This is a genomic window from Streptococcus gwangjuense (genome assembly GCF_003627155.1).
Taxonomy (GTDB): Bacteria; Bacillota; Bacilli; order Lactobacillales; family Streptococcaceae; genus Streptococcus; species Streptococcus gwangjuensis.
The window spans coordinates 1,259,143-1,284,286 of sequence record NZ_CP032621.1 but is presented as its reverse complement, the minus strand read 5'-3'; the positions used below and the strand labels follow the sequence as shown (position 1 = coordinate 1,284,286).

The 25,144-nt window shown below is 40.0% G+C and carries 25 protein-coding genes and 1 other annotated feature; of the genes, 24 read left to right on the top strand and 1 reads right to left on the bottom strand.

Annotated elements, in window-relative coordinates; genetic code table 11:
* The first annotated feature begins 52 nt into the window (after positions 1-52).
* From D7D53_RS06215 to D7D53_RS06170, 10 genes are all read left to right on the top strand, one after another.
* Positions 53-751 carry an N-acetylmannosamine-6-phosphate 2-epimerase gene (locus D7D53_RS06215; RefSeq protein WP_004258578.1) on the top strand — a complete coding sequence of 233 codons (699 nt, stop codon included), beginning with the start codon at positions 53-55 and terminating at the stop codon, positions 749-751.
* Positions 752-864: 113 nt separating this feature from the next.
* A complete protein-coding gene (locus D7D53_RS06210; protein WP_120770461.1) occupies positions 865-2,193 on the top strand; it encodes an ABC transporter substrate-binding protein in 1,329 nt (442 codons plus the stop codon).
* A gap of 327 nt (positions 2,194-2,520) precedes the next feature.
* On the top strand, positions 2,521-3,387 hold the full coding sequence (locus D7D53_RS06205) for a carbohydrate ABC transporter permease (protein WP_153198773.1): 867 nt from the start codon (positions 2,521-2,523) through the stop codon (positions 3,385-3,387).
* A 15-nt stretch (positions 3,388-3,402) separates the two neighbouring features.
* Positions 3,403-4,242, top strand: coding sequence for a carbohydrate ABC transporter permease (locus D7D53_RS06200; RefSeq protein WP_020901679.1), 840 nt, complete (start codon positions 3,403-3,405; stop codon positions 4,240-4,242).
* Positions 4,243-4,411: 169 nt separating this feature from the next.
* Positions 4,412-4,864: a NanQ anomerase/TabA/YiaL family protein gene (locus D7D53_RS06195; RefSeq protein ID WP_120770460.1), complete on the top strand. Its 453-nt coding sequence runs from the start codon at positions 4,412-4,414 to the stop codon at positions 4,862-4,864.
* 19 nt (positions 4,865-4,883) lie between these two features.
* The gene (locus D7D53_RS06190; protein WP_120770459.1) at positions 4,884-5,528 is read left to right on the top strand and encodes a DUF624 domain-containing protein; all 645 of its coding nucleotides are present in this window, start codon (positions 4,884-4,886) and stop codon (positions 5,526-5,528) included.
* Positions 5,529-5,700: 172 nt separating this feature from the next.
* The gene (locus D7D53_RS06185) at positions 5,701-6,618 is read left to right on the top strand and encodes a dihydrodipicolinate synthase family protein (RefSeq protein ID WP_120770458.1); all 918 of its coding nucleotides are present in this window, start codon (positions 5,701-5,703) and stop codon (positions 6,616-6,618) included.
* Positions 6,619-6,635: 17 nt separating this feature from the next.
* Entirely contained in the window at positions 6,636-7,520 is an 885-nt protein-coding gene (locus D7D53_RS06180; RefSeq protein WP_120770457.1) for an ROK family protein, read from the top strand.
* Positions 7,521-7,616: 96 nt separating this feature from the next.
* Positions 7,617-7,904 (top strand): type II toxin-antitoxin system RelB/ParD family antitoxin, encoded by a 288-nt coding sequence (relB, locus tag D7D53_RS06175; protein WP_004261834.1) that lies wholly within the window; start codon positions 7,617-7,619, stop codon positions 7,902-7,904.
* Positions 7,894-8,244 carry a type II toxin-antitoxin system RelE/ParE family toxin gene (locus D7D53_RS06170; protein WP_120770456.1) on the top strand — a complete coding sequence of 117 codons (351 nt, stop codon included), beginning with the start codon at positions 7,894-7,896 and terminating at the stop codon, positions 8,242-8,244. The genes relB and D7D53_RS06170 overlap by 11 nt, the downstream gene beginning before the upstream one ends.
* Before the next feature lie 61 nt (positions 8,245-8,305).
* Here D7D53_RS06170 and D7D53_RS06165 read toward each other — a convergent pair whose 3' ends face one another.
* Positions 8,306-9,157, bottom strand: a complete 852-nt coding sequence (locus D7D53_RS06165; RefSeq protein WP_004261838.1) for a MurR/RpiR family transcriptional regulator — start codon at positions 9,155-9,157, stop codon at positions 8,306-8,308.
* A 189-nt stretch (positions 9,158-9,346) separates the two neighbouring features.
* On the opposite strand from D7D53_RS06165, the gene pbp2b reads away from it, so the two are divergent.
* From pbp2b to ileS, 14 genes are all read left to right on the top strand, one after another.
* Positions 9,347-11,404: a penicillin-binding protein PBP2B gene (gene pbp2b, locus D7D53_RS06160; RefSeq protein WP_120770455.1), complete on the top strand. Its 2,058-nt coding sequence runs from the start codon at positions 9,347-9,349 to the stop codon at positions 11,402-11,404.
* Between the two features lie 10 nt (positions 11,405-11,414).
* Positions 11,415-12,011, top strand: coding sequence for a recombination mediator RecR (gene recR / locus D7D53_RS06155; RefSeq protein WP_084888727.1), 597 nt, complete (start codon positions 11,415-11,417; stop codon positions 12,009-12,011).
* Positions 12,012-12,182: 171 nt separating this feature from the next.
* Positions 12,183-13,226 carry a D-alanine--D-alanine ligase gene (locus D7D53_RS06150; protein WP_120770454.1) on the top strand — a complete coding sequence of 348 codons (1,044 nt, stop codon included), beginning with the start codon at positions 12,183-12,185 and terminating at the stop codon, positions 13,224-13,226.
* Between the two features lie 84 nt (positions 13,227-13,310).
* A complete protein-coding gene (locus D7D53_RS06145; protein ID WP_120770453.1) occupies positions 13,311-14,684 on the top strand; it encodes a UDP-N-acetylmuramoyl-tripeptide--D-alanyl-D-alanine ligase in 1,374 nt (457 codons plus the stop codon).
* Complete coding sequence (locus D7D53_RS06140) at positions 14,671-15,282, top strand: NUDIX hydrolase N-terminal domain-containing protein (RefSeq protein WP_120770452.1); 612 nt, start codon at positions 14,671-14,673, stop codon at positions 15,280-15,282. Before D7D53_RS06145 ends, D7D53_RS06140 begins: the two co-directional genes overlap by 14 nt.
* A gap of 90 nt (positions 15,283-15,372) precedes the next feature.
* Positions 15,373-16,077: a YwaF family protein gene (locus D7D53_RS06135; RefSeq protein WP_120770451.1), complete on the top strand. Its 705-nt coding sequence runs from the start codon at positions 15,373-15,375 to the stop codon at positions 16,075-16,077.
* 213 nt (positions 16,078-16,290) lie between these two features.
* Positions 16,291-17,670, top strand: a complete 1,380-nt coding sequence (gene ftsA / locus D7D53_RS06130; RefSeq protein WP_033688313.1) for a cell division protein FtsA — start codon at positions 16,291-16,293, stop codon at positions 17,668-17,670.
* A 17-nt stretch (positions 17,671-17,687) separates the two neighbouring features.
* Positions 17,688-18,944, top strand: a complete 1,257-nt coding sequence (ftsZ, locus tag D7D53_RS06125) for a cell division protein FtsZ (RefSeq protein WP_120770450.1) — start codon at positions 17,688-17,690, stop codon at positions 18,942-18,944.
* 4 nt (positions 18,945-18,948) lie between these two features.
* Positions 18,949-19,620 carry a YggS family pyridoxal phosphate-dependent enzyme gene (locus D7D53_RS06120; protein WP_120770449.1) on the top strand — a complete coding sequence of 224 codons (672 nt, stop codon included), beginning with the start codon at positions 18,949-18,951 and terminating at the stop codon, positions 19,618-19,620.
* 9 nt (positions 19,621-19,629) lie between these two features.
* On the top strand, positions 19,630-20,163 hold the full coding sequence (locus D7D53_RS06115) for a cell division protein SepF (protein ID WP_020901693.1): 534 nt from the start codon (positions 19,630-19,632) through the stop codon (positions 20,161-20,163).
* Positions 20,163-20,426 carry a YggT family protein gene (locus D7D53_RS06110; RefSeq protein ID WP_004257761.1) on the top strand — a complete coding sequence of 88 codons (264 nt, stop codon included), beginning with the start codon at positions 20,163-20,165 and terminating at the stop codon, positions 20,424-20,426. The genes D7D53_RS06115 and D7D53_RS06110 overlap by 1 nt, the downstream gene beginning before the upstream one ends.
* The gene (locus tag D7D53_RS06105) at positions 20,423-21,208 is read left to right on the top strand and encodes a YlmH family RNA-binding protein (RefSeq protein ID WP_020901695.1); all 786 of its coding nucleotides are present in this window, start codon (positions 20,423-20,425) and stop codon (positions 21,206-21,208) included. The genes D7D53_RS06110 and D7D53_RS06105 overlap by 4 nt, the downstream gene beginning before the upstream one ends.
* Positions 21,209-21,216: 8 nt before the next feature.
* Complete coding sequence (locus tag D7D53_RS06100; RefSeq protein WP_020901696.1) at positions 21,217-22,002, top strand: DivIVA domain-containing protein; 786 nt, start codon at positions 21,217-21,219, stop codon at positions 22,000-22,002.
* Positions 22,003-22,214: a binding site (T-box leader), on the top strand.
* A 45-nt stretch (positions 22,215-22,259) separates the two neighbouring features.
* Positions 22,260-25,052: an isoleucine--tRNA ligase gene (gene ileS, locus D7D53_RS06095; RefSeq protein WP_120770448.1), complete on the top strand. Its 2,793-nt coding sequence runs from the start codon at positions 22,260-22,262 to the stop codon at positions 25,050-25,052.
* Positions 25,053-25,144 lie beyond the last annotated feature (92 nt).

Here is a 25,144-nt window from a genome sequence, read left to right as displayed (position 1 = left end):
TTAAAAATAATATATAATGAACCCATAAGAACAAAGAAAAGGAGGAAAGAGGATGCCACAGATTACTAAAGAAGCCTTGATTGCACAAATCAAAGATGGAATCATCGTTTCTTGTCAGGCCCTTCCTCACGAACCGCTCTATACAGAAGCGGGAGGAGTCATTCCCTTGCTGGTCAAAGCAGCTGAGCAAGGTGGAGCAGTCGGTATCCGAGCAAACAGTGTTCGTGATATCAAGGAAATCAAGGAGGTTACAAACCTTCCAATCATTGGGATCATTAAACGAGATTATCCACCGCAAGAACCCTTCATCACTGCTACTATGAAAGAAGTTGATGAATTGGCAGAGCTTGACATCGAGGTAATTGCTCTGGATTGTACCAAGCGTGAACGTTACGATGGTTTGGAGATTCAAGACTTCATTCGTCAGGTTAAGGAAAAATATCCTAACCAGCTCTTGATGGCTGATACAAGTACTTTCGAGGAAGGATTGGCAGCCGTTGAAGCAGGAATTGACTTTGTCGGAACAACATTATCAGGATACACATCTTACAGTCCAAAGGTGGATGGTCCCGATTTTGAATTGATCAAAAAACTCTGTGATGCTGGTGTAGATGTCATTGCAGAAGGAAAAATTCATACACCAGAACAAGCCAAACAAATCCTAGGATATGGAGTGCGAGGCATTGTTGTTGGTGGCGCTATTACTAGACCAAAAGAGATTACAGAACGTTTTGTTGCTGGTCTCAAATAACACAATCTCAAAACAGAGGAGAGTGGTGGATGCGTCGGATAAAATGAAAACGTATACAAATGCAAAGAACTCATTATCCAATATGGATACGCTTATCAATTAGGAGAATACAAATGAAATTTAGAAAACTAGCTTGTACAGTACTTGCGGGTGCTGCGGTTCTTGGCCTTGCTGCTTGTGGAAATTCTGGCGGAAGTAAAGATGCTGCAAAATCTGGTAGCGATAGCGGAAAAACAGAAATTACTTGGTGGGCATTCCCAGTCTTCACTCAAGAAAAAACTGGTGACGGTGTTGGAACATATGAAAAATCAATCATCGAAGCTTTTGAAAAAGCAAATCCAGATGTAAAAGTGAAATTAGAAACCATCGACTTCAAGTCAGGACCTGAAAAAATTACAACAGCTATCGAAGCAGGAACAGCTCCAGACGTACTCTTTGATGCACCAGGACGTATCATCCAATACGGTAAAAACGGTAAATTGGCTGAGTTGAACGACCTCTTCACAGACGAATTCGTCAAAGATGTTAACAACGAAAACATTGTACAAGCAAGTAAAGCTGGAGACAAAGCTTACATGTATCCAATCAGTTCAGCACCATTCTACATGGCTATGAACAAGAAAATGTTGGAAGATGCTGGAGTTGCAAACCTTGTAAAAGAAGGTTGGACTACTGATGATTTTGAAAAAGTTTTGAAAGCACTTAAAGATAAAGGCTACACACCAGGTTCATTGTTCAGTTCTGGTCAAGGGGGAGACCAAGGAACACGTGCCTTCATCTCAAACCTTTATGGAGCTTCTGTAACAGATAAAGATGTAACAAAATATACAACTGATGATCCTAAATTCGTCAAAGGTCTTGAAAAAGCAGCTAGCTGGATTAAAGACGGTTTGTTGAACAATGGTTCACAATTTGACGGTGGAGCAGATATCCAAAACTTTGCCAACGGTCAAACATCTTACACAATCCTTTGGGCACCAGCTCAAAACGGTATCCAAGCTAAACTCTTGGAAGCAAGTAAAGTAGAAGTGGTAGAAGTACCATTCCCATCAGATTCAGGTAAACCAGCTCTTGAATACCTTGTAAATGGATTTGCAGTATTCAACAACAAAGACGACAAGAAAGTTGCAGCATCTAAGAAATTCGTTCAATTTATCGCGGATGACAAAGAATGGGGTCCAAAAGACGTTGTTCGTACAGGTGCCTTCCCAGTTCGTACTTCATTTGGCAAACTTTATGAAGACAAACGTATGGAAACAATCAGTGGTTGGACTAAATACTACTCACCATACTACAATACTATCAATGGTTTTGCTGAAATGAGAACACTTTGGTTCCCAATGTTGCAATCTGTATCAAATGGTGACGAAAAACCAGCGGATGCTTTGAAAGCCTTCACTGAAAAAGCTAACGAAACAATTAAAAAAGCTACAAAACAATAAGCACTAATACTCAATGAAAATCAAAGAGCAAACTAGGAAGCAAGCCGCAGGCTGTACTTAAGTACGGCAAGGCAACGCTGACGTGGTTTGAATTCGATTTTCGAAGAGTATAAATCAGATTGATTCCTCCCTTTTCCCCGTGCATAATCTATGTAAGAAAAGGGAGGATTTTGTTTGAAATGTAAGGAACTGTCACGAAATTAAAATGAAGTTCTTACATAAGCGAATCTTAAAAAATTTCATTTTGATTTTAAAACAGTTCAAGAAAATCCAAAATATTTTATTTGTGAAAGAGAGGTGCCGACTGTGAAAGTCAATAAAATTCGTATGCGGGAAACAGTGATTTCCTACGCTTTCCTAGCACCAGTATTATTCTTCTTTGTCATCTTTGTATTGGCTCCTATGATTATGGGATTCATTACAAGTTTCTTTAACTACTCAATGACTAAATTTGAGTTTGTAGGTTTGGACAACTACGTTCGCATGTTTAAAGACCCTGTCTTTATGAAGTCTTTGATCAATACCGTGATTTTGGTTATTGGATCTGTACCAGTTGTTGTTCTATTCTCACTCTTTGTAGCATCTCAGACCTATCATCAAAATGCCATTGCCAGATCCTTCTACCGTTTCGTCTTCTTCCTTCCTGTTGTAACAGGTAGTGTTGCCGTAACAGTTGTTTGGAAATGGATTTATGACCCACTGTCAGGGATTTTAAACTTTGTCCTTAAGTCAAGCCACATCATCAGCCAGAACATTTCTTGGTTGGGAGATAAAAACTGGGCTTTGATGGCGATTATGATTATCCTTTTGACTACATCTGTTGGTCAGCCGATTATCCTTTATATCGCTGCTATGGGGAATATTGACAATTCATTGGTAGAAGCAGCTAGGGTTGATGGTGCGACTGAATTACAAGTTTTCTGGAAGATTAAATGGCCTAGCCTTCTTCCAACAACTCTTTACATTGCAATCATTACAACAATCAACTCATTCCAGTGTTTTGCCTTGATTCAGCTTTTGACTTCAGGTGGTCCAAACTATTCAACAAGTACACTTATGTACTACCTTTACGAAAAGGCCTTCCAATTGACAGAATACGGCTATGCCAACACTATCGGTGTCTTCTTGGCAGTTATGATCGCTATCGTAAGTTTTGTTCAATTTAAAGTACTTGGAAACGACGTAGAATACTAAAGAAAGGAGACAGCTATGCAATCTACACAAAAGAAACCTTTAACAGCCTTCACTGTTATTTCAACTATTATCTTGCTCTTGTTGACCGTGCTGTTCATCTTTCCATTCTACTGGATTTTGACAGGTGCCTTCAAATCACAACCTGATACCATTATGATTCCGCCACAATGGTTCCCTAAAATGCCAACAATGGAAAATTTCCAACAACTCATGGTGCAAAACCCTGCTATGCAGTGGATGTGGAACTCTGTGTTTATCTCATTGGTAACCATGTTCTTAGTCTGTGCAACCTCTTCTTTAGCAGGTTATGTATTGGCTAAAAAACGTTTCTATGGTCAACGTATTCTCTTTGCCATCTTTATCGCTGCCATGGCGCTTCCAAAACAAGTTGTCCTTGTACCATTGGTACGTATCGTCAACTTCATGGGAATCCATGACACTCTTTGGGCAGTTATCTTGCCTTTGATTGGATGGCCATTTGGGGTCTTCCTCATGAAACAATTCAGTGAAAACATCCCAACAGAGTTGCTTGAATCAGCTAAAATCGACGGTTGTGGTGAGATTCGTACTTTCTGGAGTGTAGCCTTTCCAATTGTGAAACCAGGATTTGCAGCCCTTGCAATCTTTACCTTCATCAATACTTGGAATGACTACTTCATGCAGTTGGTTATGTTGACTTCACGTCAAAACTTGACTATCTCACTTGGGGTTGCGACCATGCAGGCTGAAATGGCAACTAACTATGGTTTGATCATGGCGGGTGCCGCTCTTGCAGCAGTTCCAATCGTAACAGTCTTCCTTGTATTCCAAAAATCCTTCACTCAGGGTATTACTATGGGAGCTGTTAAAGGATAAGAAAAGTAATCTAGTATATCAAGATTTCGGAAGTGGTCTTGACGTGCTATGGAAATACAGAGTTATAAGTGTCTACAAAATGTTGGGTATTTGTCTACCATAAAGATTTTGTTAGACACTTATAAACTTAAGAATGATTTTAGTTAACTATCAGAAACGAAGGAACAGTATGATTTTTGACGATTTGAAAAACATCACTTTTTACAAAGGAATTCATTCTAATTTAGATAAGGCTATCGACTATCTCTACCAACATCGTAAAGATTCGTTCGAATTAGGAAAGTATGAGATTGACGGAGATAAAGTCTTTCTAGTTGTTCAGGAAAATGTCCTCAATCGAGCTGAAAATGATCAATTTGAGCATCATCATAACTATGCAGATTTGCATTTGCTGGTAGAAGGACATGAATATTCGAGTTACGGTTCACGTATCAAAGACGAGGCAGTAGCATTCGACGAAGCGAGTGACATTGGCTTTGTTCATTGTCATGAACACTACTCACTCTTGTTGGGTTATCACAATTTTGCGATTTTCTTCCCAGGAGAACCGCACCAGCCGAATGGCTATGCAGGTATGGAAGAGAAGGTTCGCAAATATCTCTTTAAAATTTTAATTGATTAAAAAATCAGGAGGAGCAAATATGGCACAAAAAGGAGTAAGCCTTATCAAGGCAGCATTTGATACAGATAACTTTCTCATGCGTTTTAGTGAGAAGGTCTTGGATATCGTGACAGCCAATCTTATTTTTGTCATCACTTGTTTGCCCATCGTGACGATTGGAGTAGCTAAAATTAGCCTCTACGAGACTATGTTTGAGATTAAGAAGAGTAGACGTGTACCTGTCTTTAAAATATATCTAAGAGTTTTCAAGCAAAATCTGAAACTAGGTCTTCAGTTAGGTCTGCTTGAGTTGGGCATTGTCTCATTAAGCCTTCTAGATCTCTATCTCTTCTGGGGTCAGACAGCTATGCCTTTCCAAATGGTAAAAGCTATCTGTCTAGGAATTCTGATCTTCCTCACTATCGTGATGTTGGCTAGCTATCCAATCGCTGCACGCTATGATTTGACTTGGAAAGAAGTGCTGCAAAAAGGACTTATCTTGGCAAGTTTTAACTTTCCTTGGTTCTTCCTCATGTTAGCTATTCTCTTTCTCATTGTGATGGTTCTTTATCTGTCCGCCTTCAGTTTACTTTTAGGTGGCTCAGCCTTCCTGCTTTTTGGGTTTGGGCTCTTGGTCTTTATCCAGACTGGATTGATGGAGAAAATTTTCGCAAAATACCAATAGGATGGTTTGTTTCTGAAACTACTTTCAAGCCATAAATATTTCAAAATTCATATCGAAACTAAAATCTAAGTGTACACAAGATATTGAAAGCGTTTTTCACAAGGTGTATACTAAACACGTAAAGAATAAAATCTGCTCTTAGCAGAAAAAAAGAAAATTTAGGAGAAAATCTATGTCAGATTTAAAAAAATACGAAGGTGTCATTCCAGCCTTTTACGCATGTTATGATGATCGAGGAGAAGTGAGTTCAGAGCGTACGCGTGCCTTGGTTCAATACTTCATTGATAAGGGAGTTCAAGGTCTTTATGTCAATGGTTCGTCTGGTGAATGTATCTACCAAAGTGTTGAAGACCGCAAGTTAATTTTGGAAGAAGTCATGGCAGTTGCCAAAGGTAAACTGACCATCATTGCTCACGTTGCTTGCAACAATACCAAAGACAGTATGGAACTTGCTCGCCACGCAGAAAGCTTGGGTGTAGATGCCATTGCGACTATTCCGCCGATTTACTTCCGCTTGCCAGAATACTCGGTTGCTAAATACTGGAACGATATCAGTTCTGCAGCTCCAAATACAGATTACGTGATTTATAACATTCCTCAATTGGCAGGGGTTGCTTTGACTCCAAGCCTTTATACTGAAATGTTGAAAAATCCTCGTGTTATCGGTGTTAAGAACTCTTCTATGCCAGTTCAAGATATCCAAACCTTTGTGAGTCTTGGTGGGGAAGACCATATCGTCTTTAACGGTCCAGATGAACAGTTTCTAGGTGGTCGCCTCATGGGTGCTAAAGCTGGTATCGGTGGTACTTATGGTGCGATGCCAGAACTCTTCTTGAAACTCAACCAATTGATTGCGGATAAAGATTTAGAAACAGCGCGTGAATTGCAGTATGCTATCAACGCTATCATTGGTAAATTGACTGCAGCACATGGAAATATGTATGGTGTTATTAAAGAAGTCTTGAAAATCAATGAAGGTTTGAATATTGGTTCTGTTCGTTCACCATTGACACCAGTGACTGAAGAAGATCGTCCAGTTGTAGAAGCAGCTGCAGCCTTGATTCGTGAAACCAAGGAGCGCTTCCTCTAATCCATAAGGAGGTATTTATGACACACTACGTTGCAATTGATATCGGTGGAACCAACATCAAATATGGTTTGATCGACCAAGAAGGCCAACTTGTTGAATCGCATGAAATGCCAACAGAGGCGCATAAGGGTGGACCTCATATCTTACAAAAGACCAAAGATATCGTAGCCAGCTATTTAGAAAAAGACCCAGTAGCAGGTGTTGCCATTTCTTCTGCAGGAATGGTGGATCCTGACAAGGGTGAGATTTTCTATGCTGGACCTCAAATCCCTAACTACGCAGGAACGCAGTTCAAAAAGGAAATCGAGACTAGCTTTACTATTCCTTGTGAGATTGAAAATGATGTCAACTGTGCAGGTCTTGCTGAGGCAGTATCTGGTTCAGGCAAGGGAGCGAGTGTGACACTTTGCTTGACCATTGGAACCGGTATCGGTGGTTGCTTGATTATGGATGGGAAAGTCTTCCATGGTTTTAGCAATTCAGCCTGTGAAGTCGGTTATATGCATATGCAGGATGGAGCTTTTCAGGATCTCGCTTCTACCACAGCTTTAGTAAAATATGTAGCTGAAGCACATGGAGAAGAAGTTGACCAGTGGAATGGCCGACGCATCTTTAAGGAAGCTACCGAAGGAAACAAAATCTGCATGGCTGGTATTGACCGTATGGTAGACTATCTAGGAAAAGGTCTGGCAAATATTTGCTATGTGGCCAATCCAGAAGTGGTCATTCTCGGTGGGGGTATTATGGGGCAAGAGGCTATCCTCAAACCCAAGATCCGTACAGCCTTGAAAGATGCCTTGGTACCAAGCCTAGCTGAAAAAACACGATTAGAATTTGCCCATCACCAAAATACAGCAGGGATGCTTGGTGCTTATTATCACTTTAAAACAAAACAATCCTAGTTTGGTTCAACCAAACTAGGATTTTCTAATCAAGTTCCCTTGACTTTCTTTATAATTGTGAGATAATAAATAAAATATATAAAGGAGTTATATAAAATGGCTATAGCGAATTCAAGTAAAATTGTGACTTTCCAAGCTAATAGAGAATTGGTAAATGATGCCATGGAAGTGTTAAAAGAACAAAATCTCTCTCTTTCATCGGCACTCAGATTATTTTTAAAGAATGTTGCCGTAACAAATGAAGTAGATTTACTTAATGAAGAGGAATTAGAGAAGGAGTATTTGTTTAGGCAATTACAAGCAGAAGTTCAAGAAAGTTATGCCAAGATTGAGGCTGGAAATTACTTGACAGATGAGGATGTTGTGACACGCTATGAATTATAAAAAATATAGGATTTTGTATTCTCCTAGAGTGATTGATAGTCTGGATAAAATATATCAGTATATAGCAGAGGAAATCGGTTCTGTAGAGGCTGCGAGACGAAAAGTGGCGAGTATTAGAAAAGATATTAATCGGCTAGAAATTTTCCCCCAAGCTGGATTTGATGCCGATGAAAAATTTGGTAAGAAATTAGATCCTCGCTACCAAACGCGAGGATTGACCTTGAGTAAGGATTACATCGTATTATATGCAATTGTTGAAGATACCGTCAGACTTGCTTATTTACTCCCTTCAAAAAGTGATTACATGAAATTATTCAAGACTAAGTCAAGATATGACTAATTCATAATCTTGAAGAGGTATGTTTGGTGATGAATAAAAATCCTAGTTTGGTTAAACCAAACTAGGATTTTCTTACACGTTTTTGTCTACGATAGCCATTGAGTTTTTTATTTTCCCAATAGCTGTTAAAAATTTTCTCCTTGCTTTCACGATTGATTTCCAAAAAGTAGGCATAAATCAAATCGATAAAGAAGAGCATAGGAAGTTGAGCGGATATTCGTTGGATGTAGGATGACTGACTGTGTGTGGCTACAAGAACAGTCTCTGTATAGGTCTGGCTATCTTTATTGGGAACACTTGTAAAGAGTACAGTCTTTGCCCCCATCTCTTTTGCGTCTAATAAACTGTCCAAAATAGAAGGAGTTGAGCCTGAAAGTGAGAAACCCAGTACGAGACAATTCTCATCCATAATACTGGTTGTCCAAGCAAAACCATCTTGGTCAGTCAAGGCCTCGCAGACCACACCTAGACGCATAAAGCGTAATTTCATTTCACGAGCGACAAGGCCAGAACTTCCTGTTCCGAAGAAGTAGACACGATCAGCATCTTCGATTAACTGGGCGATTCGTTCCAGTTGTTCTTCGTCAATCAAGTCCTGTGTTTGTTCCCGCATATTACTATAGCTTCTAAGAACTCGGTTGGTTAAAGGACTATGTTTGTGAGAATGAGTGCCCTGTTTCTTTGCTTGGTGCAGGTATTGGAAAATAAATTCTCGATAGCCCGTAAAACCACATTTTTTAGAAAAGCGGGTCAGAGCAGCTTGAGAGATATGTAATTTTTGAGTGACCTGCTGAGAAGATAAATCATCTGCAATGGTTTCAGCTTGCAAAAAATAGCGAGCGATTTCTTGCTCTAGGTCTGTCATTTCTTCGAAGTGAGAATCAATGAGGGTTGCTATATCTGGTTTGTCCATAGGGAAGGCTCCTTTAAATGAGTCATATTGGAAAAAGACTGAGTCATCGAACTTTTACATTTATTATATCATATAATGTAGGGATGGATAAATAAAATCGTATTTTCCTGTAAAATGGGAAAAGCTCCCTTCTTTTCCAAAATTTCTTCTTAAATTATGGTACAATGAAGAGTAAGATTTTAAATAGAAATGAGACTGATTTGTATGAGGAAATTTAACAGCCATTCGATTCCGATTCGGCTTAATTTATTGTTTTCAATCATCATTTTACTCTTTATGACCATTATTGGTCGCCTGCTTTATATGCAGGTTTTGAACAAGGGTTTTTATGAGACAAAACTAGCATCGGCTAGTAAAACAAAGGTGACTACTAGTTCAGCTCGGGGTGAAATTTATGATGCCAGTGGCAAGCCCTTGGTTGAAAATACTGTGAAACAAGTTGTTTCATTTACTCGTAACAACAAAATGACGGCTGCAGATTTAAAAGAAACAGCCAAGAAGCTGTTAGCCTATGTAGGAGTTACTTCTCCAACATTGACTGACCGACAGTTGGCGGACTATTATCTAGCAGATCAAGATGTCTATAAGAAAGTAGTGGAAAGCTTACCACGTGAGAAACGTCTTGATTCAGATGGCAATCGTCTATCCGAATCAGAACTCTATAACAATGCGGTCGATAGTGTCCAAACGAGTCAATTAAACTATACAGAGGATGATAAGAAAGAAATCTATCTTTTTAGCCAGTTAAATGCTGTTGGAAACTTTGAGACAGGAGCCATTGCGACAGACTCCTTAACAGATACTCAGATTGCCTTGATTGCTTCGGCCTCTAAGAATTTACCTGGTATCAGTATTTCAACTTCGTGGGATCGAAAAGTTCTAGAGACTTCTCTTTCGTCTATAGTAGGAAGTGTATCCAGTGAAAAAGCTGGTCTACCAGCTGAAGAAGCAGATGCTTATATCAAAAAGGGTTATTCTCTAAACGACCGTGTTGGGACTTCTTATCTAGAAAAACAATATGAAGAAACCTTGCAAGGGAAACGCTCGGTGAAAGAAATCCATCTAGATAAGTACGGCAACATGGAAAGTGTCGAAAATATCGAAGATGGTACCAAAGGGAACAATATTAAACTGACCATTGATTTGGCCTTCCAAGATAGCGTGGACAATCTGCTTAAGAGTTATTTTAATTCCGAACTAGGAAATGGAGGAGCCAAGTATTCGGAAGGTGTGTATGCAGTCGCTCTAAATCCAAAAACAGGTGCTGTTTTGTCTATGTCCGGGCTCAAACATGATCTGAAAACGGGAGAGCTAACGCCTGATTCCTTGGGAACGGTGACTAATGTCTTTGTCCCAGGTTCGGTTGTCAAGGCGGCGACCATCAGTTCTGGTTGGGAGAATGGAGTCTTGTCAGGGAACCAGACCTTGACAGACCAACCGATTGTCTTCCAAGGCTCAGCTCCAATTAATTCTTGGTATACTGCCTTTTCTGTGCCAATGCCGATTACGGCAGTCCAAGCTCTGGAGTATTCATCTAATGCCTATATGGTCCAAACAGCTCTAGGTCTTATGGGGCAGACCTACCAACCCAATATGTTTGTCGGCACCAGCAATCTAGAATCTGCTATGGGTAAATTGCGTTCAACCTTTGGTGAATATGGCTTGGGCTCTGCGACCGGAATTGATCTACCAGATGAATCTACTGGATTTGTTCCCAAAGACTATAGCTTTGCTAATTACATTACTAATGCCTTTGGGCAGTTTGATAACTATACGCCCATGCAGTTGGCTCAGTATGTAGCAACTATTGCTAACAATGGTGTTCGTCTAGCTCCACATATTGTCGAGGGAATATATGACAACAATGATAAGGGTGGCCTTGGGGAATTAATCCAAGCAATAGATACCAAGGAAATCAACAAGGTCAATATTTCTGAATCAGATATGGCAATCTTGCACCAAGGATTTTACCAAGTATCGCATGGAACTAGTCCCCTAACGACAGGACGGGCGTTTTCAGATGGCGCCACTGTTTCTATCAGTGGTAAGACCGGTACAGCTGAAAGCTATGTAGCTGGTGGTCAAGAAGCTAATAATACCAATGCCGTGGCCTATGCTCCAACAGAAAATCCTCAAATTGCAGTTGCAGTAGTCTTTCCTCATAATACCAATTTAACCAAAAATGTTGGGCCAGCAATTGCTCGCGACATTATCAATCTATACAACCAACACCATCCAATGAATTAGAAAGGAAGCCATGCTTTATCCAACACCTATTGCTAAGTTGATTGACAGTTATTCTAAACTTCCAGGTATCGGGATTAAGACAGCTACCCGACTGGCCTTTTATACCATTGGGATGTCGGATGACGACGTCAATGAATTTGCAAAAAATCTCCTTTCTGCTAAGAGAGAATTGACCTACTGTTCTATTTGTGGACGTTTGACAGACGACGATCCTTGTTCTATCTGTACCGATCCGACTCGTGACCAGACAACCATTTTAGTTCTCGAGGATAGTCGCGATGTGGCGGCTATGGAGAATATTCAAGAATACCATGGACTTTATCATGTCTTACATGGACTCATATCTCCCATGAATGGTATCAGTCCAGATGATATCAATCTCAAGAGCCTCATGACTCGTCTTATGGAGAGTGAAGTTTCAGAGGTAATCGTAGCAACCAATGCCACAGCAGATGGAGAAGCAACTTCCATGTATCTTTCACGTTTGCTCAAACCAGCTGGTATCAAAGTCACACGTCTGGCACGAGGCCTCGCTGTGGGAGCAGATATCGAGTATGCGGACGAAGTCACCCTCTTACGAGCTATTGAAAATCGGACAGAGTTGTAAGTCTAGACAAATTAACAAATTCAATTTATTTAAAATATCAAGGAGACCGACATTTGTTTTATCGGTCTCTTTTTAGATTTCTTGAAGACTAGTATCAGGTTCAAGTTTCAAAAAAGAAGCAAATATGATATACTAAAGAGCGAGTATTCTATTAGAATTGGAACAAATAATATGAAACAAACGATTATTCTTTTATACGGTGGACGTAGTGCAGAGCGTGAAGTCTCTGTTCTTTCAGCTGAGAGTGTGATGCGTGCGGTCAACTACGATCGTTTCACAGTCAAGACTTTCTTCATCAGCCAGTCAGGTGACTTTATTAAAACGCAAGAATTTAGCCAGACTCCAGGTCAAGAGGACCGTCTCATGACCAATGAAACCATTGATTGGGATAAGAAAGTTGCACCAAGTGCTATCTATGAAGAAGGAGCAGTGGTCTTTCCAGTCCTTCACGGTCCAATGGGAGAAGATGGCTCTGTTCAAGGTTTCCTTGAAGTTTTAAAAATGCCTTACGTTGGTTGCAATATCTTGTCATCTAGTCTTGCCATGGATAAAATCACGACCAAGCGTGTCTTAGAATCTGTTGGTATTGCCCAAGTTCCTTATGTAGCCATCGTCGAAGGTGATGATGTGACTTCTAAAATAGCTGAAGTTGAAGAAAAATTGACTTATCCAGTCTTCACAAAACCATCAAACATGGGTTCAAGTGTCGGTATTTCCAAGTCTGAAAATCAAGAGGAACTCCGTCAAGCTTTGAAACTTGCCTTCCAATATGACAGCCGTGTCTTGGTAGAGCAAGGGGTAAATGCTCGTGAAATCGAGGTTGGTCTCTTGGGCAACTACGATGTCAAGAGTACGCTACCAGGAGAAGTAGTCAAGGATGTTGACTTTTATGACTACGATGCCAAATATATTGACAACAAGATTACCATGGATATCCCAGCTAAAATCAGTGATGATGTGGTAGTTGTCATGCGTCAAAATGCAGAAACGGCCTTTCGTGCCATTGGTGGGTTCGGTCTATCTCGTTGCGATTTCTTCTATACAGATAAGGGAGAGGTTTTCCTCAACGAGCTCAATACCATGCCAGGTTTCACCCAGTGGTCTATGTACCCACTACTTTGGGATAATATGGGAATCAGCTATCCAGAACTAATCGAGCGTTTGGTGGACCTTGCCAAGGAAAGTTTTGACAAGCGCGAAGCGCATTTGCTATAAAAATGAAAGAGAGGGTAGAAGACAGAACCATCACTGCAAGGTGATTTTAGTTCTCGGATTTCAACCCTTTTTAAAGGAGTAGAAATGAAATTAACAATTCATGAAGTGGCTCAAGTTGTAGGAGCTAAAAATGATATCAGCATTTTTGAGGACACCCAGTTAGAAAAGGCAGAGTTTGATAGTCGTTTGATTACTACAGGGGACTTGTTTGTGCCCCTAAAAGGTGCGCGTGATGGTCATGACTTTATCGAAACAGCTTTTGAAAATGGCGCTGCTGCAACCCTGTCTGAGAAAGAAATCGCAAATCATCCCTACATTCTAGTAGATGATGTCTTGACTGCCTTTCAAAGACTAGCTGCCTACTATCTTGAAAAAACAGCAGTTGATGTCTTTGCTGTCACAGGTTCAAATGGCAAAACAACGACCAAGGATATGTTAGCTCACTTGCTATCAACAACCTACAAAACTTACAAAACACAAGGTAACTACAATAATGAGATTGGTCTTCCTTACACAGTTCTCCATATGCCTGAAGAAACAGAAAAGTTGGTCTTAGAGATGGGGCAGGATCACTTGGGAGATATTCATCTCTTGTCTGAATTGGCTCATCCAAAAACAGCCATCGTGACCTTGGTTGGAGAAGCCCATTTGGCCTTTTTCAAAGATCGTTCTGAGATTGCTAAAGGAAAAATGCAAATTGCAGACGGGATGTCTTCGAATTCCTTGCTCTTGGCACCAGCAGATCCGATTGTAGAGGACTACTTGCCAACTGATAAAAAGGTAGTTCGTTTTGGGCAAGGAGCAGAGTTGGAAATTACCGACTTGGTTGAGCGTAAGGATAGCTTGACCTTTAAGGCTAATTTCTTGGAACAAGCCCTCGATTTGCCAGTGACAGGTAAGTACAATGCCACCAATGCTATGATTGCTGCTTATGTGGCTCTACAAGAAGGAGTTTCAGAGGAGCAAATCCGTTTGGCCTTCCAAAATCTTGAATTGACGCGTAACCGTACCGAGTGGAAGAAAGCAGCTAATGGAGCAGATATTCTGTCTGACGTATACAATGCCAATCCCACTGCTATGAAGTTGATTTTGGAGACATTCTCTGCCATCCCAGCCAACGAAGGAGGAAAGAAAATTGCTGTTCTAGCAGACATGAAGGAACTCGGCGACCAGTCTGTCCAATTCCATAATCAGATGATTTTGAGCCTTTCTCCAGATGTGCTTGATACTGTTATTTTCTATGGAGACGACATTGCAGAATTGGCTCAACTGGCCAGTCAAATGTTCCCAATCGGCCACGTTTACTACTTCAAGAAAATAGAAAACCAAGATCAATTTGAAGACCTAGTTAAGCAGGTCAAGGAAAGTCTAGGAGCTAATGATCAAATCTTGCTCAAGGGCTCTAACTCTATGAATCTAGCCAAGTTGGTAGAAAGTTTAGAAAATGAAGCCAAGTGATTTTGTTAAGTATCTGCAAAGAATGATTGCCCTTACAGATACTGGACTAACCTTTACAAAGGATCCTTTTGATCGTGAGCGCTACGAAGACTTGCGAAGTCTGTTATCTGAAATGTTGAATCAGGTATCAGACCTTGATGCAGACGAAGTGGCAGAACTCTTGAAACCGACCTCCGCTTATGCGACTCCTTTAATGGACGTCCGTGCTTGGATAGTTGAGGATGAAAAAATTTGTCTGGTTAGGGGACAAGGAGAGAATGATTGGGCTTTGCCAGGTGGCTTTGGTGAAGTCGGCTATTCTCCAACAGAAAATATTCTCAAGGAAATTGAAGAAGAAACCGGTTTTGAAGCTAAAGTAGAAAGACTACTAGCTGTTTTTGATACAAATCGTTTCCAACTACAGAGCAAGCAATATGCAAAGTTTGTTTTTGAATGTAAGCTTCTTGATGGACAATTCCAAAAAAATCAAGAAATTGCTGACCTTCAATTTTTTGCCATTGACCAACTGCCAGCCTTATCTGAAAAACGCATTACCAAGGAGCAAATAGAGATTCTTTGGCAGGTTTATCAAGGTCAGAGGGAGCAATATCTTGATTAAGAAGATGATTATCGTATTTCTAAATCCATTTTTGACAAATAGCATGGTATAATAAAATGCAGGAAAATTTTGAATCATGAGGAAGACTAGATGAATTTATGGGATATTTTCTTTACGACCCAAGCAACAGAACCACCCAAATTTGACCTTTTTTGGTATGTCAGTATATTTACACTTTTAGCCTTAACATTTTTTACAGCCTATCGATATCGTGAAAAGAAGGCTTACCAACGATTTTTCCAAATCTTACAGGCAGTTCAGTTGATTCTACTTTATGGTTGGTACTGGATCAATCATATGCCGCTGTCAGAAAGTTTACCTTTTTACCATTGTCGTATGGCTATGTTTGTGGTGCTTTTGCTTCCTGGTCAGTCTAAATATAGGCAGTATTTTGCACTACTAGGGACATTTGGGACATTAGCAGCCTTTGTTTATCCAGTGCCAGATGCCTATCCTTTCCCCCATATTGCGATTTTATCCTTTATCTTTGGCCACTTAGCTCTCTTGGGGAACTCTTTAGTTTATCTATTGAGACAGTATAATGCGCGATTGCTGGATGTGAAGGGAATTTTTCTCATGACCTTTGCACTAAATGCCTTGATTTTTGTGGTCAATTTAGTAACAGGTGGAGATTACGGATTCTTGACAAAACCACCATTGGTTGGAGACCATGGCTTAGTAGCTAATTATTTAATCGTTTCTCTAGCCTTGTCTGCTGCAATAACTTTGACTAAGAAAATCTTGGAACTATTTTTAGAACAAGAAGCAGAAAAAATGATTGCAAAGAAAGCTTAAAATCAAGCTTTCTTTTTTCATAAATCTAATTTTTTATAACTTGTTTGGAAAATACAAAAATATGATGAGCGAATGTGAAAAAATGGTAAGTAAATTTAGGAAAAACTAAGCACGATTGGATTTTTTGTGTTATAATATTCTGTGAATAGCTATGCCCTGTTTTAGCTATATTGAATAGAAGTTTGAAACTTGGAAGAGAGAGGATGCGATGTAATGGCTAGAGATGGTTTTTTTACAGGCTTAGATATCGGAACCAATTCGATTAAGGTGTTGGTTGCCGAGCTTAGAAATGGTGAACTAAATGTAATTGGTGTAAGTAATGCCAAGAGTAAGGGTGTAAAGGATGGGATTATCGTTGATATTGAAGCAGCAGCAACTGCTATCAAGTCAGCTATTTCCCAAGCAGAAGAGAAAGCTGGCATTTCAATTAAATCAGTGAATGTTGGTTTGCCTGGAAATCTTTTGCAAGTAGAACCAACTCAAGGAATGATTCCAGTTACATCTGATACAAAAGAAATTACAGATCAAGATGTCGAAAATGTTGTTAAATCAGCCTTGACAAAGAGTATGACACCAGATCGTGAAGTCATCACTTTTATTCCAGAAGAATTTATCGTAGATGGCTTCCAAGGTATTCGTGACCCACGTGGCATGATGGGAGTTCGTCTTGAAATGCGTGGCTTACTTTACACTGGTCCACGTACTATTCTTCACAATTTACGCAAGACAGTTGAGCGCTCAGGTGTTCAAGTTGAAAATATTATTATTTCACCATTGGCTTTGGTTCGTTCAGTCTTGAACGAAGGAGAGCGTGAATTTGGAGCTACTGTGATTGATATGGGAGCAGGTCAAACAACTGTTGCTACAATCCGTAACCAAGAACTTCAGTTTACAAATATTCTTCAAGAAGGTGGAGATTATGTCACAAAAGATATCTCTAAAGTCTTGAAGACTTCACAAAAACTAGCTGAAGGATTGAAATTAAACTATGGTGAAGCCTACCCTTCACTTGCAAGTAATGAAACCTTCCAAGTTGAAGTGATTGGTGAAGTAGAGCCTGTTGAGGTTACAGAAAGCTACCTAGCAGAGATTATTTCAGCTCGCATTAAACACATTTTTGAACAAATCAAACAAGAGTTGGAAAGAAGACATTTGTTGGATCTTCCAGGTGGGATTGTTCTGATTGGTGGAAATGCTATTTTACCAGGTATTGTTGAACTTGCGCAGGAAGTATTTGGCGTTGGTGTTAAACTTTACGTTCCAAATCAAGTTGGAATCCGTAACCCTGCCTTCGCTCATGTGATTAGCTTATCTGAATTTGCTGGTCAATTGACTGAAGTGCATTTGTTAGCACAACGAGCAGTCAAGGGTGAGGATACTTTGCGTCACCAACCAATTAATTTTGGTGGGATGATTCAACGTGTTACGCAGGTAGCACAACCTACCCCTATTCAACCAGTTCAAAATACTGAGGTAGAGCAATCAGCTTCTACGAACGTAGTTGCTCCAAAAGAAGATAAAGTATCTTCTCAAAATAAACCAAAAATCGCAGATCGCTTCCGTGGTTTAATTGGAAGTATGTTTGATGAATAAAAGAGGAAAAATAAACTATGACATTTTCATTTGATACAGCGGCTGCTCAAGGTGCAGTGATTAAAGTAATCGGTGTTGGTGGAGGTGGTGGTAACGCCATTAACCGCATGGTTGACGAAGGTGTTGCAGGCGTAGAATTTATCGCGGCAAACACAGATGTACAAGCTTTGAGTAGTACAAAAGCTGAGACTGTAATTCAGTTAGGCCCTAAATTGACTCGTGGTTTGGGTGCTGGCGGTCGACCTGAAGTTGGTCAAAAGGCTGCTGAAGAAAGCGAAGAAGCCTTGACTCAAGCTATTACTGGAGCAGATATGGTCTTCATTACTGCAGGTATGGGAGGTGGCTCAGGTACGGGTGCAGCTCCTGTTATTGCCCGCATTGCTAAAGATTTAGGTGCTCTTACAGTTGGTGTTGTGACACGTCCTTTCGGTTTTGAAGGAAGCAAACGTGGTCAGTACGCTGTAGAAGGAATCAATCAGCTTCGCGAACATGTAGATACTCTATTGATTATTTCAAACAACAACTTGCTTGAAATTGTTGATAAGAAAACTCCACTTCTTGAAGCTCTTAGCGAAGCAGATAATGTACTTCGCCAAGGTGTTCAAGGAATTACGGACTTGATCACAAATCCTGGTTTGATTAACCTTGACTTTGCCGATGTGAAAACAGTTATGGCAAATAAAGGAAACGCTCTAATGGGTATCGGTATCGGTAGTGGTGAAGAACGTGTGGTAGAAGCAGCTCGTAAGGCAATCTACTCACCACTTCTTGAAACAACTATTGACGGTGCTGAGGATGTTATCGTCAACGTTACTGGTGGTCTTGACTTGACTTTGATTGAAGCAGAAGAAGCTTCAGAAATTGTCAACCAAGCAGCTGGTCAAGGAGTGAACATCTGGCTTGGAACATCTATCGATGAAAACATGAAAGATGAAATCCGTGTTACAGTTGTGGCAACTGGTGTTCGCCAAGATCGTGTTGAAAAAGTTGTGGGCCATGCACCAAGACAAGCTGTTCGTCATGAGCAAGCAAGTCCTAGTCATGCATACAATCATAATCGTCACTTTGATATGGCTGAAACTGCAGAAATTCCAAGTCCAGCACCTCGCCGTACAGAAACTTCTCAAACTTCAGCATTTGGCGATTGGGACTTGCGTCGTGAGACAATTGTTCGACCAACTGATTCAGTGGTATCACCAGTTGAACGTTTTGAAGCGCCATCTTTACACGATGAGGATGAATTAGACACTCCTCCATTTTTCAAAAATCGTTAAGTAAATGAATTTGAAAGAAAATACAGAACGTGTTTTTCAACAAATAAAAGATGCAAGTCAGCAGGCAGGAAGAGAAACCAATTCTGTTTCGATTGTTGCTGTTACAAAATATGTAGACGTACTGACAGCGGAGGCTTTACTTCCGCTAGGTGTGCATCATATTGGTGAAAATCGTGTGGATAAATTTCTTGAGAAATATGAAGCTTTAAAAGATAGAAATATTACCTGGCATTTGATTGGAACCTTGCAAAGACGCAAGGTCAAAGATGTCATTCAGTACGTTGATTATTTTCACGCTTTGGATTCATTAAAGCTAGCAGAGGAAATTCAAAAAAGAAGTGACCGAGTTGTTAAGTGTTTCTTACAAGTAAATATCTCAAAGGAAGAGAGCAAACATGGCTTTTCAAGGGAAGAACTATTAGAGCTCTTGTCAGAATTGGCCACCTTAGATAAAATCGAATATGTCGGCTTGATGACCATGGCTCCTTTTGAAGCTAGTAGTGATGAGTTGAAAGAGATTTTTAAAGCTACGCAGGATTTGCAACTAGAAATTAGAGAAAAACAAATTCCCAATATGCCAATGACGGACTTGAGTATGGGTATGAGTCGTGACTACAAGGAAGCGATTGAATTTGGCTCAACATTTGTCAGAATTGGTTCAGCATTTTTTAAATAGGAAAGAACTATGTCTTTAAAAGATAGATTTGATAAATTTATAGATTACTTTACAGAAGATGGAGAAGATGTTGGTACTCCATATCAGCCTAAAGCTGAAGAGCCGATTGTGACTCCAGTTCCTTCTGTTCAAGAGTTGCCTCAACAAGCTGCTAGTACGCCATCTAAAGATAAAAACATCACTCGTCTTCATGCCCGTCAACAAGAGTTGGCTATGCAAAGTCAACGTTCTACTGATAAGGTGACAATTGATGTTCGTTATCCACGTAAATACGAAGATGCCACAGATATTGTTGATTTATTAGCTGGTAACGAAAGTATTTTGATTGATTTCCAATATATGACAGAAGTTCAAGCACGTCGTTGTTTGGACTATCTGGATGGGGCGCGCCACGTTTTAGCTGGTAATATGAAAAAGGTAGCATCTACTATGTACCTGCTGACACCAGTTGATGTTGTCGTCAATATTGAAGATATCAAAATTCCAGATGAATCACAAAATGGTGAATTTGGCTTTGATATGAAACGTACGAGAGTAAGATAATGATCTTTCTCATTCGTTTTGTTCAAAATGCAGTGGATATCTATTCACTGATTTTAATCGTGTTTGCTCTGATGTCTTGGTTTCCCAATGCATATGAGTCACGTCTTGGACGCTTAATCATTAGTTTAGTGAAACCGATAATAGCTCCCTTGCAACGTTTACCCCTCCAGATTGCAGGTCTTGACTTGTCTGTCTGGATTGCGGTATTACTAGTTCACTTCCTAGGGGAACAGTTGATTCGACTTTTAGTAATCTTTCTATGAACAAGATGATTTATCAACACTTTTCTAAGAATGATTCGTCATTTATTGATAAGGGAGCAGAATGGATAAAAAAGGTAGAAGATTCTTATTCTCCTTTTTTAACACCTTTTGTAAATCCCCATCAAGAAAAGATTTTAAATGTTTTAGCATCAACCAACGGCATCTCCTATATGAGCAGTCGGCAGTTTCTTGATACTGAATATGTACGGGTTCTCCTGTATCCTGATTATTTTGAGCCAGAATTCTCTGATTTTGAATTATCCTTGCAAGAAATTGTCTATCCTAGTAAGTTTGAGCGATTAACACATGCAAAAATATTAGGGACTGTTTTAAACAAGCTGGGAATTGATAGGAAGCTATTTGGTGATATCTTAGTCAATGAAGAGAGGGCGCAGATTATCATTAATCGACAGTTTATGCTCCTTTTTCAAGACGGCATTACGAAAATTGCTCGTTTACCGGTTCGTCTAGAAGAACGGGATTTTACTGAGAAAATTACTACAGTAGAAGATTATCAAGAATTAGATATTTGTATCGCTAGTTCTAGATTAGATGTTTTTTTAGCAGGTGTCTTCAAGTTGTCTAGAAATCAGGCAAGTCAGCTAATTGAAAAGCAGGCAGTCCAAGTGAATTACCATTTAGTTGAAAAATCAGATTATGCAGTCCAAGTTGGTGATTTGATTAGTGTGAGGAAATTTGGTCGATTAAAACTCGTTAGAGATAATGGGCAAACAAAAAAAGATAAAAAGAAATTAACGGTCCAATTGTTATTAAGTAAGTGAGGAAAAATATGCCAATTACATCGTTAGAAATCAAAGATAAAACCTTTGGTACAAGATTTAGAGGTTTTGATCCAGAAGAAGTTGAAGAATTTCTTGAAATTGTTGTTCGTGATTATGAAGATTTAGTTCGAAGCAATCATGATAAAGAGTTGCATATCAAAAGCTTGGAAGAACGTTTGTCTTACTTTGATGAGATGAAAGATTCTTTGAGTCAATCAGTATTGATTGCTCAAGATACGGCAGAGCGTGTGAAACAAGCTGCTCAAGATCGTTCTAATAATATTATCCAACAGGCAGAGCAAGATGCCCAACGTTTGCTTGAAGAAGCAAAATATAAGGCTAATGAGATCTTGCGTCAAGCTACTGATAATGCTAAGAAAGTTGCTGTTGAAACTGAAGAATTGAAGAACAAGAGCCGTGTCTTCCACCAACGTCTCAAATCTACTATTGAGAGCCAGTTAGCAATTGTTGAATCATCAGATTGGGAAGATATTCTGCGCCCAACAGCTACCTACCTTCAGACAAGTGATGAAGCATTTAAAGAAGTTGTTGGTGAAGTTCTTGGTGAGTCAGTATATTCACAACCAGAAGAAGAACCAATCGATATGACTCGTCAATTTACACCTGAAGAAATGGCTGAGTTACAAGCTCGAATTGAGGCTGGTAATAGAGAATTAGCTGAATTTGAAGCTCAACAAGATCATTATGTGGAAGAACATTTAGAGCCAGTTGAAGTCGAAGCCCCTTCATCGAATGAGGAAGATACAAATAAAGAATCTGTCCTTATCTTATAATGAATAGTGATATGTGAGAACAATATCTTATCCTTATATTTTCAGCGAGCAGGAGATGGTGTGAGTCCTGTAATCCCTAATGATAAGATTATCCTCTCAAAAACTCAAGTCTGAAATTAGTAGGATTTGACGTTCCCCACGTTACGGGATAAGAGGGAGAAAGACTAAATCTTTTTCCGAATAAAGGTGGTACCACGATTTTCGTCCTTTTTGGCAGTCGTGGTTTTTAATTTGTTATTTTTTATAAAGGAGATACCATGAAACTCAAAGATACCCTTAACCTTGGGAAAACAGCTTTCCCAATGCGTGCAGGACTTCCTACCAAAGAGCCAGTTTGGCAAAAGGAATGGGAAGATGCAAAACTTTACCAACGTCGTCAAGAATTGAACCAAGGAAAACCTCATTTCACCTTGCATGATGGCCCTCCATACGCGAACGGAAATATCCACGTTGGGCACGCTATGAACAAGATTTCAAAAGATATCATTGTTCGTTCAAAATCTATGTCAGGTTTTTACGCACCATTTATCCCAGGTTGGGATACTCATGGTCTGCCAATCGAGCAAGTTTTGGCAAAACAAGGTATCAAACGTAAAGAAATGGACTTGGTTGAGTACTTGAAACTTTGCCGTGAATACGCTCTTTCTCAAGTAGATAAACAACGTGAAGACTTTAAACGTTTGGGAGTTTCTGGTGACTGGGAAAATCCATATGTGACTTTGACACCTGACTATGAGGCAGCTCAAATCCGTGTATTTGGTGAGATGGCTAATAAAGGTTATATCTACCGTGGTGCCAAGCCAGTTTACTGGTCTTGGTCATCTGAGTCTGCCCTTGCAGAAGCGGAGATTGAATACCATGACTTGGTTTCAACTTCCCTTTACTATGCAAATAAGGTAAAAGATGGCAAAGGTGTTCTAGATACAGATACTTACATCGTTGTCTGGACAACTACTCCATTTACCATCACAGCTTCTCGTGGTTTGACTGTCGGAGCGGATATTGATTACGTCTTGGTTCAACCTGCAGGTGAAGCTCGTAAGTTTGTCGTTGCTGCAGAATTATTGACTAGCTTGTCTGAGAAATTTGGTTGGGCTGATGTTCAAGTTTTGGCAACTTACCGTGGTCAAGAATTGAATCATATCGTAACAAAACACCCATGGGATACAGCTGTAGATGAATTGGTTATCCTTGGTGACCACGTTACGACTGATTCTGGTACGGGTATTGTCCATACAGCCCCTGGTTTTGGTGAGGATGACTATAATGTTGGTATTGCTAATGGTCTTGAAGTCGCAGTGACTGTTGACGAACGTGGTATTATGATGGCCAATGCTGGTGCTGAGTTTGAAGGTCAATTCTATGACAAGGTTGTACCAACTGTTATCGAAAAACTTGGCAACCTCCTTCTTGCGCAAGAAGAAATCTCTCACTCATATCCATTTGACTGGCGTACGAAGAAACCAATCATCTGGCGTGCAGTTCCACAATGGTTTGCCTCAGTTTCTAAATTCCGCCAAGACATCTTGGACGAAATTGAAAAAGTGAAATTCCACTCAGAATGGGGTAAAGTCCGTCTTTACAATATGATCCGTGACCGTGGCGACTGGGTTATCTCTCGTCAACGTGCTTGGGGTGTTCCACTTCCAATCTTCTACGCTGAAGATGGTACAGCAATCATGACTGCTGAAACCATTGAACATGTGGCTCAACTCTTTGAAGTACACGGTTCAAGCATTTGGTGGGAACGTGATGCTAAAGACCTCTTGCCAGAAGGATTTACACATCCAGGTTCACCAAATGGCGAGTTCAAGAAAGAAACAGATATCATGGATGTTTGGTTTGACTCAGGTTCATCATGGAATGGGGTTGTTGTAAATCGTCCGGAGTTGACTTACCCAGCAGACCTTTACCTAGAAGGTTCTGACCAATACCGTGGTTGGTTCAACTCATCACTCATCACATCTGTTGCCAACCATGGCGTAGCACCTTACAAACAAATCTTGTCACAAGGTTTTGCTCTTGATGGTAAAGGTGAGAAGATGTCTAAATCTCTTGGAAATACCATTGCTCCAAGCGATGTTGAAAAACAATTCGGTGCTGAAATCTTGCGTCTTTGGGTAACAAGTGTTGACTCAAGCAACGACGTGCGTATTTCTATGGATATCTTGAGCCAAGTGTCTGAAACTTACCGTAAGATCCGTAACACCCTTCGTTTCTTGATTGCCAATACATCTGACTTTAACCCAGCTCAAGACTCAGTAGCTTACGATGAGCTTCGTTCAGTTGATAAGTACATGACGATTCGCTTTAACCAGCTTGTGAAAACGATTCGTGATGCTTACGCCAACTTTGAATTCTTGACAATCTACAAGGCTTTGGTGAACTTTATCAACGTTGATTTGTCAGCCTTCTACCTTGACTTCGCTAAAGATGTTGTCTACATTGAAGGTGCTAAATCACTCGAACGCCGTCAAATGCAGACTGTTTTCTATGACATTCTTGTCAAAATCACCAAACTCTTGACACCTATCCTTCCTCACACTGCTGAAGAAATCTGGTCATATCTTGAGTTTGAAGCTGAAGACTTCGTCCAATTGTCAGAATTGCCAGAAGCTCAAACTTTTGCTAATCAAGAAGAAATCTTGGATACATGGGCTGCCTTCATGGACTTCCGTGGACAAGCTCAAAAAGCCTTGGAAGAAGCTCGTAATGCAAAAGTAATCGGTAAATCACTTGAAGCTCACTTGACAGTTTATCCAAATGAAGTGGTGAAAACTCTACTCGAAGCAGTAAACAGCAATGTAGCTCAACTTTTGATTGTGTCTGAATTGACCATCGCAGAAGGACAAGCTCCAGAAACTGCCGTTAGCTTCGAAGATGTAGCCTTTACAGTAGAACGCGCTGCAGGTGATGTATGTGACCGTTGCCGTCGTATCGACCCAACGACAGCAGAACGTAGCTACCACGCAGTCATTTGTGACCACTGTGCAAGCATCGTAGAAGAAAACTTTGCAGACGCAGTCGCAGAAGGATTTGAAGAGAAATAATCGAATTATAGATTAAAAAAGTTTTCTGTGTGTGTATTTTAGTTTGATATAAAAGAAAATATTAAACAAAAATAATGTACAATATTAATTTT

Coding starts and splice junctions, on each gene's coding strand:
- D7D53_RS06100 (WP_020901696.1), top strand. CDS start 21,217: ATGCCAATTACATCGTTAGAAATCAAAGATAAAACCTTTGGTACAAGA.
- D7D53_RS06165 (WP_004261838.1), bottom strand. CDS start 9,157: ATGGACAAACCAGATATAGCAACCCTCATTGATTCTCACTTCGAAGAA.
- D7D53_RS06200 (WP_020901679.1), top strand. CDS start 3,403: ATGCAATCTACACAAAAGAAACCTTTAACAGCCTTCACTGTTATTTCA.
- D7D53_RS06140 (WP_120770452.1), top strand. CDS start 14,671: ATGAAGCCAAGTGATTTTGTTAAGTATCTGCAAAGAATGATTGCCCTT.
- D7D53_RS06205 (WP_153198773.1), top strand. CDS start 2,521: ATGCGGGAAACAGTGATTTCCTACGCTTTCCTAGCACCAGTATTATTC.
- recR (WP_084888727.1), top strand. CDS start 11,415: ATGCTTTATCCAACACCTATTGCTAAGTTGATTGACAGTTATTCTAAA.
- D7D53_RS06110 (WP_004257761.1), top strand. CDS start 20,163: ATGATCTTTCTCATTCGTTTTGTTCAAAATGCAGTGGATATCTATTCA.
- D7D53_RS06170 (WP_120770456.1), top strand. CDS start 7,894: ATGAATTATAAAAAATATAGGATTTTGTATTCTCCTAGAGTGATTGAT.
- pbp2b (WP_120770455.1), top strand. CDS start 9,347: ATGAGACTGATTTGTATGAGGAAATTTAACAGCCATTCGATTCCGATT.
- ftsA (WP_033688313.1), top strand. CDS start 16,291: ATGGCTAGAGATGGTTTTTTTACAGGCTTAGATATCGGAACCAATTCG.
- D7D53_RS06190 (WP_120770459.1), top strand. CDS start 4,884: ATGGCACAAAAAGGAGTAAGCCTTATCAAGGCAGCATTTGATACAGAT.
- D7D53_RS06105 (WP_020901695.1), top strand. CDS start 20,423: ATGAACAAGATGATTTATCAACACTTTTCTAAGAATGATTCGTCATTT.
- ileS (WP_120770448.1), top strand. CDS start 22,260: ATGAAACTCAAAGATACCCTTAACCTTGGGAAAACAGCTTTCCCAATG.
- D7D53_RS06150 (WP_120770454.1), top strand. CDS start 12,183: ATGAAACAAACGATTATTCTTTTATACGGTGGACGTAGTGCAGAGCGT.
- D7D53_RS06195 (WP_120770460.1), top strand. CDS start 4,412: ATGATTTTTGACGATTTGAAAAACATCACTTTTTACAAAGGAATTCAT.
- D7D53_RS06135 (WP_120770451.1), top strand. CDS start 15,373: ATGAATTTATGGGATATTTTCTTTACGACCCAAGCAACAGAACCACCC.
- relB (WP_004261834.1), top strand. CDS start 7,617: ATGGCTATAGCGAATTCAAGTAAAATTGTGACTTTCCAAGCTAATAGA.
- D7D53_RS06185 (WP_120770458.1), top strand. CDS start 5,701: ATGTCAGATTTAAAAAAATACGAAGGTGTCATTCCAGCCTTTTACGCA.
- D7D53_RS06180 (WP_120770457.1), top strand. CDS start 6,636: ATGACACACTACGTTGCAATTGATATCGGTGGAACCAACATCAAATAT.
- D7D53_RS06215 (WP_004258578.1), top strand. CDS start 53: ATGCCACAGATTACTAAAGAAGCCTTGATTGCACAAATCAAAGATGGA.
- ftsZ (WP_120770450.1), top strand. CDS start 17,688: ATGACATTTTCATTTGATACAGCGGCTGCTCAAGGTGCAGTGATTAAA.
- D7D53_RS06145 (WP_120770453.1), top strand. CDS start 13,311: ATGAAATTAACAATTCATGAAGTGGCTCAAGTTGTAGGAGCTAAAAAT.
- D7D53_RS06115 (WP_020901693.1), top strand. CDS start 19,630: ATGTCTTTAAAAGATAGATTTGATAAATTTATAGATTACTTTACAGAA.
- D7D53_RS06120 (WP_120770449.1), top strand. CDS start 18,949: ATGAATTTGAAAGAAAATACAGAACGTGTTTTTCAACAAATAAAAGAT.
- D7D53_RS06210 (WP_120770461.1), top strand. CDS start 865: ATGAAATTTAGAAAACTAGCTTGTACAGTACTTGCGGGTGCTGCGGTT.